Annotated in this window: 11 protein-coding genes; 8 read left to right on the forward strand and 3 right to left on the reverse strand. The window is 44.8% G+C overall.

The genetic code is table 11. The features are described 5' to 3' along the window. Positions 1-41: 41 nt before the first annotated feature. Positions 42-536, forward strand: coding sequence for an outer membrane beta-barrel protein (locus tag L3V36_RS01490; protein ID WP_017077897.1), 495 nt, complete (start codon positions 42-44; stop codon positions 534-536). A 173-nt stretch (positions 537-709) separates the two neighbouring features. Here L3V36_RS01490 and L3V36_RS01495 read toward each other — a convergent pair whose 3' ends face one another. Together L3V36_RS01495 and L3V36_RS01500 are read right to left on the reverse strand one after the other, a co-directional pair. Then, complete coding sequence (locus L3V36_RS01495; RefSeq protein ID WP_017077898.1) at positions 710-1,495, reverse strand: hypothetical protein; 786 nt, start codon at positions 1,493-1,495, stop codon at positions 710-712. Beyond that, positions 1,416-2,207, reverse strand: coding sequence for a hypothetical protein (locus tag L3V36_RS01500; protein WP_065681273.1), 792 nt, complete (start codon positions 2,205-2,207; stop codon positions 1,416-1,418). Before L3V36_RS01500 ends, L3V36_RS01495 begins: the two co-directional genes overlap by 80 nt. 554 nt (positions 2,208-2,761) lie before the next feature. On the opposite strand from L3V36_RS01500, the gene L3V36_RS01505 reads away from it, so the two are divergent. From L3V36_RS01505 to pheT, 7 genes are all read left to right on the forward strand, one after another. Next, on the forward strand, positions 2,762-3,547 hold the full coding sequence (locus L3V36_RS01505) for a TetR/AcrR family transcriptional regulator (RefSeq protein WP_017077901.1): 786 nt from the start codon (positions 2,762-2,764) through the stop codon (positions 3,545-3,547). Between the two features lie 120 nt (positions 3,548-3,667). Continuing rightward, complete coding sequence (locus tag L3V36_RS01510; RefSeq protein ID WP_208774105.1) at positions 3,668-6,184, forward strand: MMPL family transporter; 2,517 nt, start codon at positions 3,668-3,670, stop codon at positions 6,182-6,184. A gap of 44 nt (positions 6,185-6,228) precedes the next feature. Further along, entirely contained in the window at positions 6,229-7,050 is an 822-nt protein-coding gene (locus L3V36_RS01515) for an outer membrane lipoprotein-sorting protein (RefSeq protein ID WP_208774113.1), read from the forward strand. A 9-nt stretch (positions 7,051-7,059) separates the two neighbouring features. Further along, positions 7,060-8,292 carry a hypothetical protein gene (locus L3V36_RS01520; protein WP_208774115.1) on the forward strand — a complete coding sequence of 411 codons (1,233 nt, stop codon included), beginning with the start codon at positions 7,060-7,062 and terminating at the stop codon, positions 8,290-8,292. A gap of 203 nt (positions 8,293-8,495) precedes the next feature. Beyond that, positions 8,496-9,605 carry a GGDEF domain-containing protein gene (locus L3V36_RS01525; RefSeq protein ID WP_102498034.1) on the forward strand — a complete coding sequence of 370 codons (1,110 nt, stop codon included), beginning with the start codon at positions 8,496-8,498 and terminating at the stop codon, positions 9,603-9,605. Between the two features lie 356 nt (positions 9,606-9,961). Beyond that, the gene (gene pheS / locus L3V36_RS01530) at positions 9,962-10,945 is read left to right on the forward strand and encodes a phenylalanine--tRNA ligase subunit alpha (protein ID WP_004734764.1); all 984 of its coding nucleotides are present in this window, start codon (positions 9,962-9,964) and stop codon (positions 10,943-10,945) included. Between the two features lie 18 nt (positions 10,946-10,963). Beyond that, positions 10,964-13,369, forward strand: a complete 2,406-nt coding sequence (gene pheT / locus L3V36_RS01535; protein ID WP_208774117.1) for a phenylalanine--tRNA ligase subunit beta — start codon at positions 10,964-10,966, stop codon at positions 13,367-13,369. 181 nt (positions 13,370-13,550) lie between these two features. On the opposite strand, the gene L3V36_RS01540 is transcribed toward pheT, so the two are convergent. After that, positions 13,551-15,173: an ATP-dependent helicase gene (locus L3V36_RS01540; RefSeq protein ID WP_208774119.1), complete on the reverse strand. Its 1,623-nt coding sequence runs from the start codon at positions 15,171-15,173 to the stop codon at positions 13,551-13,553. Between the last annotated feature and the right edge of the window lies 1 nt (position 15,174).

Genomic DNA, 15,174 nt, shown 5'->3' on the forward strand with positions numbered 1-15,174 from the left:
ATTACCACGCAAGGCCTGCCACTAGGACGAAAAGGTCGAATATGAAAAAAACGTTATTGGCACTAGCACTGCTAGGTGCATCTTCAACAGCAATGGCTGATTCTTGGTTGTACGGCGGCGTAATGGGTGGTCAAAACTCATTAGGTAATGAAGAAGAAACAGCGATGGGTATCCACGTGGGTACAGGCATCCTGCCACTAATCGGTATTGAAGCGGGTTACTGGGATCTTGGTTCTTTCGACAGCGTTAAGTACGGCAACCGTGACCTTACAAACCTAGATGCAAGCACTGCTTACCTAGCGATCAAACCAAGCATCGACTTTGGTCCTCTTCACGTATACGCGAAGGCTGGTGTTCACTCTTACGATCTTAAATCTGACGGCTTCAAGCAATCAGGTGAGGATATCATGTACGGTGTAGGCGCTGAATACTTCATCTTTGGCCCACTATCTGTAGGCGCTAGCTACCAAAACTTCAAAATGAAAGATGACGACTCTGGCGTATTTACGCTAAACGCAACTATCCACCTACTGTAATTGTTTATAGTGAGTGGCGAGCTGATAGTTAGTCACTTACTTACAGTTAATGATGGATGTTCGTTGAAGAGTTCGTAAGAATTCATAAAAAATGCCAGCTTGATAGCTGGCATTTTTGTATCTGTAGAATAGTAATGTCGCTGACTTAAGCGGTATAAGTTAAGCGAGCAGCGCTATTTCTTACTGTTTAGAATCTTCTGAATTCTTGGGTTAATCGCTTTGCCGTGTTGGCTTTCATACTCTTCGCGTTTCAAGTCGTTCAAGTTCTTCACTGAGTTAGCGGCAAGAAGGAACTGCGGCAATTCTGTTTCCAGCATGCCTTTCTCATCTAAACGCTTTGCTTCCAAGTAGTATTTCTTAAACAGGCCATCGAGCTTGTTTTCAGCCGTGCGCTTCAAGTCGTACAGTTTGTTTTGGATTAGCCATTTTTCAATGTTGTTAACAGCTGCGCGCGACAACACACGAATACGGCTATCAAGCAGCTCTTCTTCAGTCAAAGAATCTTTAAGGATCCAAAGCTCACCCATTTGCGGCGGCCAACTGTTGCCAAGTTGAATACGTTCATGACAGTGCATTAGCACGCGGTTAAGGCCGTCTGAGTCAACAGAGTGGGCGAACTCAAGAAACTTACCGCTCGGTTCACTACCGTATTGGTATTCCCACTGAGTTTCGTACACGCTCAAGAAAGAACCGAACACATGGATACACCAATCGGTTAGCTCAAGCTCTGCTGGATCTTGATCAACAACAGGCACTTGTTGAGACGCACCAGAGCCCGCAGCGTTTGGTGTCGCTACTTTTACTTCTGTACTTTGTGCTTCAATCACTTCAGGTGCGTTAGGCTGCACGGTAGCGTCAGGTACAACAGGTTGGGCTGGCTCAGAAGGTTGGCTTTTTGCCTTTTTGAATGAGCTGCTGCCTGAAGCGTTCAGATGGGCTAAGCTTTTGTCTATACCCATTTCCTTGAGCTTGTCCTGCATTTCCTGAATATTGAGAGGTCTTCTGCTGTTGTTGTCTTTCATTTTGCTTCTCGTTAACTAGCCAGTACTGCAGCTTGGATTCAATCCGAGATAATGGCATTAATTCATTGGCTTTGGCTTTATACCAGAGGACAAATTTCTTCCATACTAAACTATGGTCACCGGTCAAACCGGAGAATTTAAACGCACGTTCTGCCCATGATGGTATCTCTTCTTCGTTGAGATCATGAGTAGAGACGGTGTTGCTGTTCATTGAGCCTCGACCTTGTGGGCGAGGGGCCTGCTGCATGTGTTGCATTGGTGCCGGAGCAGGCTGAAACTTGGGTGCAGGTGCAGGTGCAGGTGCAGGTGCAGGTGCAGGTGCAGTAGAGTAGACCGGAATACTATTGGTCGGTTGAACCTCAACGTGCGCCGTAGCTTGCTCTTGCTCAATGAGCATTTTGAAAACGTGAATCTCTTTCTTATCTCGATAGTCTACTTTCACCTTATCGAGGAAACCTTGGTCGACTAAACACTTAAGGCAGTCGGCTAAACCAAACGTAGAGAGAGCACAAAGCTGACCTGCCGTTTGTAGGCACACATTGGTGTAACCGAATTCATCAGCACCATCTGCAAGCATCAATAAAACCAGCTTTTCTGCTGGGCTAGAAGTATTCACTTGCCAAGCTAAATAAGAATATTTGGCGCTCAATATCGTGTTCTCAAAAAAGGTAAGTCGTTGTCACTATTGTAAGTCACCCCTTACCGAATTTATAGCAACTTAACAGAAAACGACATTAGTAAGCCAAATATTGACCATAAGGAGAGGTCTGCCCCAAAAAGTAAGCCTACACTCATTCATTCTAGGTCAGAAGGTGGCTAAAGATGGGGTTTACGGCCGTCTTTATCGGGGCCGATTCTGCACCAAGGCTTAAAATAACGTGGTCTATTAACGTTAAGCATGAGCTTCTAATCTTTCGTTTTGTCTTCATGAAAGCGCCTATCTTCTCTCTCTAGTGACTGTTGATGATTTCTTTGTCTACTTATTGACATATTTATCCATCCATTCATAAGTTGTATTTAATTTATAAAACACCTTGATATGATCAATATTTGCGCTATTATGACGATAAGTCAGAAATGACGAAGCGTCACAAAATGGTTAACCACATGAATTTACTATTCGTGTTAATATATTGGACAGGAGCGTTTTAAATGCTGATTAAGCTTAGGTAATAGCTAAGCTCAAATACGGACTGAAAAATTATGTTTGGCTTTGGTTGTAAAGGCGATAAACAAAGTATCTTTGGTTGCAAGGCGGTGCTGTCTAAGAAGCAGCAATCCATCGCAGACCGAGAAGTAGAATTGATGTTGTTAGCAAAAGATCTGGTTCGAGAACAAGGGTTCGGAAACCTGACGATGGATAGGCTAACGGCGGCAAGCTCTTATTCTAAAGGTACGATATACAATCACTTTTGCAGTAAAGAAGACGTGGTTTTAGCGTTATGTATTCATTCTTTAAAGGCCGAGGCACTGTTGTTTGCTCGTTCTGGAGAGTTTGAAGGCAACTCTCGCGAAAAGATTGTCGCATTGCACGTTGCGTACCGAGTTTATGCTCGTATGGAGCCAGTATTATCAACTTGCGCGATTATGGCGAAAAGCCCATGGGTACTAGAGAAAGCCTCCAGTGCACGCGTGGCCGAGATGAATCAATTAGAAGAGATCGTTATCGAACAAGCGGATCTGCTCGTCAATCAAGCAGTAGAAGCCGGTGACCTAAAGTTCTCTTCTGGCGTGGGTTCAGATGCCATTGTATTCGCCAACTGGTCAATCGCATTTGGTTCAAATGCTTTGTCTCAGAATGCTTCAAACAGTCATTGTATCAAGCGGTTACAAGACCCGTATTCAGTATTACACAATGCGAACATGATTTTAGACGGCCTCAACTGGCAGCCTCTTTCTACTGATTGGGACTACCGCAAAACTTGGCGCCGTGTAGAACAAGAACTGTTCAGTGAAGAAGTCGCTTACTTAGAGTCAGTAGGTCGATAAGCTTCAACTAAGCCCACCTATGTGGGTTTATTAATAACCATTAGTGACGATTCGTCATAAACTTAAGTTTAGCCTAGTGTGGTTTTGGTTTTCTTGAGTATATGACTAAGAATTGTGTTTTTGTCAGCTTCGGCTGGCTTTTTAAGACACAACTATGACGAATCGTCACAAATGGAGACTGTGATGGAACATGACAGCCAGAAGCCCGCTTTCGATCACCAAAATCGAGATAACCGTAATGTCGATAGCGTAAACGGGGATCTAAATAACAGTTGGCACTCAATACCGACCAAGCGTTCGTTTATCGTTCTGCTGGTGGTTTTTTCAATCATCATGCTCTCTGCATTAGGGGCAAAGAACCTCTACTTTAGAGGGGACTACAACATCTTCTTCGAAGGCACCAACAAACAGTTGATGGCGTTCGATGAAATCCAAACCACCTTTGCGAAAACCGACAACCTCGCGATTGTCGTCGCACCAGAAGGCGGCAATGTCTTCACCCCAGAAACCCTCACCTTAATTCAAAACCTCACGGTCGATGCGTGGCAGATCCCGTACTCAAGCCGTGTCGATTCGCTTGCCAATTATCAGCATACCGAAGCCGTTGAAGATGACCTCTTAGTGGAAGACTTGCTGTACGAAGAATACGAGCACACGCCAGAGCGGATCGCTAAAGTAAAACAGATCGCCCTCAACGAACCACTGCTTAAGAATGCATTAGTGTCAGCCTCCGGCGATGTGACCATTGTGAACGTGACGGTGCAATTGCCCGAAGTGGACAAAACGGCGGAAGTACAAGAAGTCATTGCGGCTATTAACGCCATGATTGACCGCTATGAAGCACAATATCCCAATGTTGAATTCCATAAAGCGGGCATCATTGCCATGAACAACGCATTTATGACTTCGGCTCAAGAAGACAGCTCAACACTGGTGCCGTTAATGCTGTTGGTGGTATTGGTGTTCCTGACCTTTATGTTGCGCTCGTTCTTTAGTGTGGTGGCTACCTTAGTTGTGATTATCTCTTCGATTGTCGCGACCATGGGTTTGTCTGGCTGGGCAGGGATGTTCCTCAGCACCGCAACGGTCAACGTTCCTACATTGGTGTTAACCCTTGCCGTTGCCGATTGTGTTCACGTGATTGTGACCATGAGACAAGCGATGCAACGCGGGATGGCGAAAGCACAAGCTATTCAATACAGCATCAAGCTCAATGCTATGCCGATTCTGATCACCTCAGTGACCACCGCGATTGGCTTCTTGATGATGAACATGTCGGATTCTCCCGTATTGCGAGACTTCGGTAACTTGTCGGCATTGGGCGTGATCATCGCGTGTTTCCTATCTGTGACTATGCTGCCTGCGCTATTAAAACTCTTGCCAGTGAAAACTCTGCCAGCCAGCTTATCTACGCAAGGAAAAGGGGCCGCGGAAAGCAAAGTAACCTTTATGGATAAGCTCGGTGACTTTGTCGTTGCGAACCGCAAAGTACTGCTGCCGATTTCTACCTTAGTGATTGTTGGCGCAGCCGCGTTAATTCCATTGAACAGAGTAAATGATGAATCGGTGAAGTATTTCGATACCTCAAGCGAATTCAGACAAGCAGCCGACTTCATGGAACAGACCGTAAGTGGTATGACGACCATCAGTATCGCAGTCAAAACCAATGAATCTCAAGCGATTGCTGATCCTGTGTTTTTGCAAGCGATTGGTGACTTTACCGATTGGCTACGTGTTCAACCTGAAACCGACCATGTTGCCACGCTATCCGATGTTTACATGCGTTTGAACAAGAACATGCACGGCGATGACGACAGTTACTACCAGCTGCCACTTAACCGAGAGTTAGCCGCACAATACCTACTGCTTTACGAGATGTCTCTGCCGTACGGCTTGGACTTGAATAACCAGATCAACGTCGATAAATCATCGATCAAAATGGTACTCACGGTGGACAACCTAGGCAGCGTGGAATTGGTGGAACTCGAAGAACGCATCTACTCATGGTTTGCGGCTAATGCGCCTCAGTATGAAGTGGTCGCATCTAGCCCGTCATTGATGTTTGCACACATAGGCGAAACCAACATGGCGAGCATGCTATCAACTCTGCCTATCACCTTAGTGCTTATCTCTGGCTTGATGATATTTGCATTGCGCTCGGTTCGCTTAGGTCTAATCAGCCTAGTGCCAAACATTGCCCCAGCGATTATCGGCTTTGGTTTATGGGCGCTTATCTCTGGTGAAATCAATCTTGGTTTATCCGTCGTGGTCACGCTCACACTGGGTATCGTTGTCGATGATGCAGTGCACTTCTTAAGTAAATACCAACGCGCAAGAATGGAAGGAAAATCAGCAGAAGAAGCGGTGCGTTACGCGTTCCACACCGTTGGTCGCGCACTGTGGATCACCACGGTCGTGCTTGTGGCTGGTTTCTCTGTGCTGGCGATGTCGAGCTTCAGGCTCAATTCCGACATGGGCTTACTCAGCGCGATTGTGATTTTCATAGCGCTGGTGGTCGACTTCATTTTGCTGCCTAGCTTGCTGATGATCTTCGACAAACAGACTCACTATTCAAACACGCCTAATACCAAATCGCAGCCTAGCTCGACTGGCGAACTTACTACATCGACCAAATAAGGAATCGTCAGCCTGCTGCGGTGGGCTGACTCAAGGAGAAATTTATGAAAAGCGTTAAACAAACATTCGTTACCACATTACTTTCCGTCAGCTCATTAACCGTCGGCACGTTAACAATAGGCGCATTCGCGGCTTTCCCTGCATTAGCAGACCCAGCGAAAGGCTTAGAAATTGCCGAGCAACGCAAAGCCGTCGATATGGGGTGGGGCGATTCAGTTGCGACCATGGAAATGCTACTTCGCAACAAACAAGGCGAAAGTAGCTCGCGTCTAATGCGATTGAAGTCGTTAGAAGTGGATGACGATGGCGACAAAGGGCTGACCATTTTTGATGAGCCGCGTGACGTAAAAGGCACGGCTTTCTTGAACCATTCACACATCTCTAAATCGGATGACCAATGGCTGTACTTGCCTGCGTTGAAACGTGTAAAACGCATCTCTTCGCGCAACAAATCGGGCCCGTTTATGGGCAGTGAATTTGCTTACGAAGACTTGAGCTCGTTCGAGTTAGGAAAGTACACCTTTAACTACATTGAAGACGCCACAATCGAAGGCGTCGATACCTTTGTTTTGGAGCAGGTTCCGACCGATAAAAACTCAGGCTACACCATGCAGAAGGTATGGCTAGACCAGCGATATTACCGCCCCGTTCAGGTTGAGTTTTACGACCGTAAAGGCGCATTGCTGAAAACCCTCTCGTTCCAAGATTACAAACAATACCTAAACCAATACTGGCGCGCGCACACTATGTCGATGCAAAACCACCAAACAGGCAAGAGCACGGTACTAACCACGACAGATTTAGCGTTTCAGACAGGTCTTAAGGACAAGGATTTCCAGAAAAACACACTGAAACGTGCAAAGTAAGGCAAGAATATGAAAAGGATTGTGTTAACAGGAACGCAGTTATCTTTAACCTTGGCAGCGACAGTTGGGCTTATGCAGGTGTCGTTGCCATGTGTTGCGGCTGGTTTTAGCTCTGAGTTCGTAGAACAGGTCACCCCGGAGCTAGCAGGGCAGGTTAACCTTGAACACAGGCAGTTCTTTAGCGACGGCTTGCAAGGGCAAGATAAAGGGCAAAGCTCGCTGGTGTTACAACCAGAGTTTTATTGGGAACAACAAGAGGGCAATGGCAGCTTTACCTTCACGCCGTTTTACCGCCTAGACAGCGAAGACGATGAGCGAACTCATGGTGACGTTCGCGAAGCTCTGTATCTCACGTATTGGGATGACTACGAACTGCGAGCCGGTGTCGGTAAGGTTTTTTGGGGGGTAACCGAATCGGCGCATTTGGTCGATGTGGTCAATCAAACCGATGCGATTGAATCGGTCGATGGCGAGTCGAAGTTAGGTCAGCCTATGGTGCACTTCACCTCAATCAAAGACTGGGGAACCATCGATGCCATGTTACTGCCGTATTTTCGTGAGCGTACCTTCGCTGGGGAAGACGGTCGGCTAAGGCCAACTGTACCTGTATCGGATGATGCGCTTTACGAATCTTCAAGAGAAGAAAAGAACCTCGATGTGGCATTGCGTTATAGCCAAATGTACGGCGATTGGGATGTCGGTTTAAGTTATTTAGGCGGCACAAATCGCGACCCTTATTATCGTGTAGAAGGCAATCAACTCAAGCCGTATTACGCGCAAATGCAGCATTTCGGACTCGATGTACAAGGCATTATGGGCGACTGGTTATGGAAGCTTGAAAGCATTTATCGCGACAGCTACGACAACCACACCGGCGTGGTAACAGGCTTTGAATACACATGGGTTGGGGCGCTTGAATCCTATTGGGACATCGGCTTCATTGCGGAATATTTGTATGACAGCCGAGGTAACAACGCCCAAACCATCGGTCAAAACGATGTGTTCCTCGGGGCTCGCTTCGCCTTGAATGATGAAGACGGCACCGAAGTGCTTACAGGCATCACTCAAGACTTAGATAGCAGCGATGTCTACAGCGCGAAGCTGGAAGCCTCAAGCCGTATCAACAACAATCTCAAGTGGCGATTAAACGCTTGGTTGTTTGAGAACGAGACCCCAGAGGACTTGTTGTTCTTCGCTCGTAAGGATGATTTTGTTGAGATGGCGTTGGAATACTATTTCTAGTGCTAGCTTCATGAGGCGTTCTTCTTAAGGGGGAACGTCTCAAATTTAAGATGAGCCATATTTAGAATGTTCAAAGTCGTCTTTTTATAAAGTGGATCAAACAATCGAATAAACCTACAGGTAAAATGGTTATATTTTTCCAGTATCTATAACCTCCGAATATGCATGTGAAGCATGCTGGTGGTATCGGCCCTAAGGGATTTATGAATTCATTTAATTGGGATAATAACTTTGAAACAGGCATTGGCGTCGTAGACGAACAACATCAATACCTTGTTGGTTTTATCAACCACTACGGAAACCTGCTGTCAGAGAATACTATCTCTATAGACGACATGAGCGTCGCTTTACGCGATCTCACACGCTATGCCGAATTTCACTTTAAAGAAGAAGAATCTTTGATGAGAGATTGTGGAGTGTATGAATTACACATTGAAGAGCACATAAAAGTGCATCGTGTATTTATGCGAGATATCTACAGTATGCAAGCCTTCATCTTGGAAGAAGATCAGTCGTCAGCACGGCAGTTACTGGATTTCTTGATCCATTGGCTTGCTTATCACATCCTCGGTATCGACCAAAATATGGCGCGACAAATGGCCGCCATAGAAGAGGGCGCAACACCCCTAGAAGCCTTTGAGGCAGAAGAAAAGCAGCGAGACTCGTCAACCCTCCCTTTATTAGCCGCTCTGAAAGGCTTATTTGAGCAGGTCTCTGAGCGCAACAAGCAGTTGTTACGCTTCAACCAGTTACTCGAAGACAAAGTCGAGGAACGGACGGCAGAGTTAAAACAAGCGAACAAGAAACTCGAAGAACTGTCGTTAACAGACTCACTCACTAAATTACCCAACCGTCGTAGTGCCTTTAAACAGTTAGCATTACATTGGCAAGATTCCAAAGAACTAGGCATGCCTTTAGTGTGCATCATGATTGATGCCGACCACTTCAAGCGCATTAACGACACCAGTGGCCATGATGCAGGTGACTTGGTGCTACAAACCCTCTCGCGTGAACTGAAAAATGCGTTTCGCAATGACGATATTGTGTGTCGATTAGGGGGCGATGAGTTCCTCGTTATTTGCCCTGACACCGATCTTAAAGGCGGTATGCACATCGCGGAAACGACTCGACAGAAAGTGTCTGAATTAGAGGTCGAAACCAGTAATCAAGTTTGGATTGGCAGTATTAGTGTCGGTGTGGCTGAAATAACCCAAGAATTCGGGTCCATGAATGAGTTGGTCAAAGCCGCCGATGAGTCCGTTTATTTAGCGAAAAACGCAGGCAAAAACAGCGTTTGTTCGATTCAGATTTAGATCTCGATTTACTTAAGATTTAGAACCATAGCTCTCGTCAGTTTTAGCGCTCAGGCCACTTTAGTTTTTGAGCTCTACTCGCTTAAAACCTCGAACCAAGCAACTTCAAATTGAGAGCCTTGCTCACTTTATTTCTTGAGCGCTATTTGCTTCCAAATTAAGGACTGGTACCAGTAATTGTTCCACTTCTTCCTACTCCTCATTAATATCCTGTTAAATTTGCCGTGTTTTTAGTCAATAACTTGCTCTTTTAGCGATTCAATTTGGCATTGGTAGCGTGTTTGATTACTATGTGTAGCTATCTAAAAAAACTAATCATCCGATACGGACACTACCAACTGGTAGATGAGGAAATGATGCAACATCTAGAAGAGATCATTGCTAATGCAACGACTGCTATTGATACAGCAGATTCGTTAGTCGCACTTGATGAAGTGCGAGTTCAGTATTTAGGTAAGAAGGGTGAATTAACTCTTCAACTACAAAGCCTAGGTAAACTTCCACCTGAAGAGCGTCGCACTGCTGGTCAAGAGATCAACAAAGCGAAAGGTGCTGTTCAACAAGCGATCGCAGCTCGCAAAGACGCACTACAACGTGCAGAGCTTGAAGCGAAACTAGCTGAAGAAACTATCGATGTGAGCCTACCAGGTCGTCGCATTGAGAACGGTGGTCTTCACCCAGTTACTCGCACAGTTGAGCGTATCGAACAGTTCTTTGGTGAGCTTGGCTTTAGCACTGAGTCTGGCCCTGAGATCGAAGATGCATTCCACAACTTTGATGCACTAAACATCGCAGACGATCACCCAGCTCGTACTGATCACGATACTTTCTTCTTCAACCCCGATCTAATGCTACGTACGCACACTTCTGGTGTTCAAATCCGTACGATGGAAAACGGCAAACCGCCTTTCCGCTTCATTGCTCCGGGTCGTGTTTACCGTAACGACTACGATCAAACTCACACGCCAATGTTCCACCAAGTGGAAGGTATGTTAGTTGATGAGAACGTAAACTTCGCACAACTTAAAGGCATTCTTAACGATTTCCTTTGTAACTTCTTTGAAGAAGAAGTTGAAGTGCGTTTCCGTCCTTCATTCTTCCCGTTCACAGAGCCTTCAGCTGAAGTTGACGTGAAACGTAAAGATGGCAAATGGCTAGAAGTTCTAGGCTGTGGCATGGTTCACCCTAACGTACTTCGCTCTGTTGGCATCGACCCTGAGAAATACTCTGGTTTTGCATTCGGTATGGGTGTAGAGCGTCTAACGATGCTTCGTTACGGCGTAAATGACCTTCGTGCGTTCTTCGAGAACGACCTTCGTTTCCTTAAACAATTCAAGTAATCCGGGGCAGTCAAAACTATGAAATTCAGTGAATCTTGGCTACGCGAGTGGGTTAAACCTGCAATTAACAGCGAAGAGCTAGCTCACCAAATCACTATGGCTGGTTTGGAAGTTGACGATGTAGAACCTGTTGCGGGTGTTTTCACCGGCGTTAAAGTAGGTAAAGTGGTTGAGTGCGGTCAGCACCCAGACGCAGACAAACTACAAGTTACAAAGATCGACATTGGTGAAGAAGAGCTTTTAGACATCGTATGTGGTGCATCTAACTGTCGTCTTGGCCTAACTGTAGCAGTAGCAACAGTTGGCGCAGTACTTCCTGGTGACTTCAAAATCAAGAAAGCAAAACTACGTGGCGTTCCATCGCACGGCATGCTTTGTTCTTTCTCTGAGCTAGGTATCGACGTAGAGTCTGACGGCATCCTTGAGCTGCCTGAAGGCACAACGCTAGGTATGGACGTTCGTGAGCTTCTTGAGCTTAACGACGTAACTATCGACGTAGACCTAACAGCAAACCGCGCAGACTGCTTCAGCATCCGTGGCCTTGCTCGTGAAGTTGGCGTACTAAACCGCGCAGACGTTACAGAGCCAACAGTTGAAGCTGTTGCAACAAGCATTGCAGACACAGTATCTGTTGAAATCAAAGCAACTGATGCTTGTCCACGTTACCTTGGCCGTGTGGTTAAGAACGTAAACGTGAAAGCGGAATCCCCAATCTGGATGCAAGAAAAACTGCGCCGTTGTGGTATCCGTTCAATCGACCCAGTTGTAGACATCACAAACTACGTGATGCTAGAGCAAGGCCAACCAATGCACGCATTTGATCTAGCTAAGATCGAAGGCGGTATCGTGGTTCGTCTAGCAGAGCAGGGCGAAAAGCTAACACTTCTAGATGGCAACGAAGCTGAACTAAACAGCAACACACTTGTTATCGCAGACCAAAACAAAGCACTAGCAATCGCTGGTATCTTTGGCGGTCAAGATTCAGGTGTTACTACTGAAACGACAGACGTACTGCTTGAAGCTGCATTCTTCGCACCGGATCACATCCGTGGTCGCGCACGTGCTTACGGCCTTCACACAGATTCTTCTCTACGTTTCGAACGTGGTGTTGATTCAACACTTCAAGCAGCAGCGATGGAGCGTGCAACACAGCTTCTAGTTGAAATCTGTGGTGGTGAAGTTGCGCCAGTAAACGGCAGCGAATCTGAAGCTGATCTTCCTAAAGCAAACGTAGTTGCTCTACGTCGCGCTAAGCTAGACAGCCTACTAGGTCACGAAATCCCATCTACAGACGTAGTGGAAATTCTTACTCGCCTAGGTTGTGACGTTACTGTTGTTGAAGACAGCGAAAGCACTGATGCTGGTTGGACGGCAACGTCTCCATCTTGGCGTTTTGATATCGCAATCGAGCAAGACCTAATTGAAGAAGTAGGTCGTATCTACGGTTACGATAACATTCCAAACCAAGCGCCTAAAGCGGCACTTAAAATGAATGACCACAAAGAAGCTAACCAACCGCTTAAGCGCGTTCGTGACCTTCTTGTAGACCGTGGCTACCACGAAGCAATCACATACAGCTTCGTAGAACCAGAACAGCAAAAGCTTGTTGTACCTGGTGTTGAGCCGCTAATCCTGCCATTCCCAATCTCTGCGGACATGTCAGCAATGCGTCTTGGCCTAATCCAAGGTCTTCTAAACACAGTTGTTCACAACCAGAAGCGTCAACAGTCTCGCGTTCGTCTATTCGAATCAGGCCTACGTTTCATCCCTGAAGCAACTGCTGAAAACGGCATGCGCCAAGAAATGATGCTTGCGGGCGTTATCTCTGGTACTCGTGGCGAAGAGCACTGGGACATTGCAACTAACACTGTAGATTTCTTCGATCTTAAAGGTGACCTAGAAGCCGTTCTTGAGCTTTCTGCAAACGAAATCGCATACAGCTTCAAATCTGCTAAGCACCCAGCACTTCACCCAGGTCAAACTGCGGCTATCGTAGTAGACGGCAAAGAAGTGGGTATCATTGGTACTGTTCACCCAGAGCTAGAGCGCAAGTTTGGTCTTAACGGCCGTACTATCGTATTCGAAATCGAATGGGCAGCTATCAACACTCGCGTGCTTCCAGAAGCAGTAGCAGTATCTAAGTTCCCTGCAAACCGTCGTGATATCGCAGTAGTTGTTGACGAAGCAGTAGCTTCTGGCGACATCGTAGAAGCGTGTATCGCAGCGGGTGGCGAATTCCTAACAGGCGCTAAACTGTTCGACGTATACGTTGGTCAAGGCGTTGAAGAAGGTAAGAAGAGCCTAGCAATCGCACTTAGCCTACAGTCTGTAGAGCGTACACTTGAAGATGCAGACATCGCTGGTTCAGTAGATGCTATCGTAGCTTCAATCTCAGAGAAATTCGGCGCAGCACTTCGCGACTAATCTCTTCTGATAGATAGAAAATCAAAGGCCTCGCATTGCGAGGCCTTTTTTGTAGCCTAAGAAGTAGGGGTAATTCATAGCTGAAAAAATCAAGTCAACCACGCGACCAGTTTAATTGTAACTCTTAAAGAAGAATGCTCAACACAACTACTCGTGAAGATTATTTATCGAAGTAAATAAGCTATCTTCTTAGATTTGCTAATGTTGGTAACGAGATAAACTGAGAGGGTTGCCCATTAACAACTTTGCCCTGATACCCAAATCGTAAGTTACTTGTGACTAAAACACACCACTCTATAGCTCTAGTTATACCGACATAATGTAAATTTAAGCACTGTTCATAGTTTTCATAGATAACATCATAATTACCTTTAATGAAAACTCTTTTTGGCATAATCCAGTCGTATAAGTCCAAGTGGTAGACAACTTTAAACTCTAAGCCTTTAGCTTTATGAAGAGTCATAACTTGAACTTCATTATCATCAATAGGTTTGTACTGTTTCATCAAGTAATCATCAGTTAGAATTTTTGATACTTCCCTTTCTTCAATATTACTTAATGGCTGTATTCTTAGAAGATGAAATAAGCTGTTTATATATTGGATAATATTATTAGGAACCTCTTTTCGACAGTCTCTTATTTTATTTGAAATTAGGGAAAAATTGATGTCATTTTCATTAATATTCTTCAGTATTGTATTCATAACATCAGTAATCAGAGAAGAATGATCAAAGTAGAACCTAAGTAATGAGTTGGCAATTATCGCAGGTGTTGAGTTAATTTTTGCTAGATTAACATCCTCGTAGATACGCAAAGGCAAGTTGAAGTTATTCTTTATTACATCTAAAGATGAGTTATTTCTGACTAGAACTGCAATATCCTTGAGAACCAAACTTTTGTCATTTTCAATCAATTTTTCTATAGAGTTATTAACTGTAATCGCACACTGTGCTGGGGTGCCATCCAAGTTCCAATAAATTACCCTATTATCATCTGTATCTAATAGATGGCATTTCTCATTATAAAGTCTACTAGCATAATTAATTATAGAAGGATGGCATCTATGATTGATCGTAATCGAAAGAGCTTTGAATTTTTCATTATTTATCAGGTCATTTAGATACTTCGGATTACTTCCTCTAAATGCATAGATAGACTGCTGTATATCGCCGACAGAGATACACTTCAAATCTAGGGAGTGTAAATAGAGAAACAATGCATGTTGTGACTCAGAGGAATCTTGATATTCATCTACATATACGGCTGTATATCTAGATTTAATATATCTTCTGCATGACTTTGACGATTCAAGAACTTTGAGTGCGATAATACCATTAGCTTCTAATAACAAAATACCTTTAGATATTAGGTTGTAAATAGCCTCGGAATATCCTTTAAAGTTGTCGATGGTAATTAAGTTACCAGCAATACTTAGATCTGGTAAACCTAGTTTATCATCATCACTTAGATCAAAATAAGACATCGTATCTAAGTTTTTAGGTATATTATTATGAATACTATATAAGAATGGATAAACTATTTCGACTAGGCAGAAACTATCAATTGTCCCAAAAAAACTAGACTTTGTGTTAAAGCCATCTGATTTGCATTTCTTCTTTAGCTCTGAACTTGCTTTAACAGTAAAGGTGATACCAATAATACCCTTGTAGTCTGCTAATTGATTTAGCTCCTTTCTTATTTTTTCAACCATAACTGTAGTTTTTCCGCTACCAGGACAAGCGGTTAGCACCATGCTACCATCAAAAACGATAGCGGCATTTTGTTCATCGGTGAAAGTGAGCATA

This window comes from Vibrio sp. G-C-1, from assembly GCF_021728015.1.
Taxonomy (GTDB): Bacteria; Pseudomonadota; Gammaproteobacteria; order Enterobacterales; family Vibrionaceae; genus Vibrio; species Vibrio splendidus.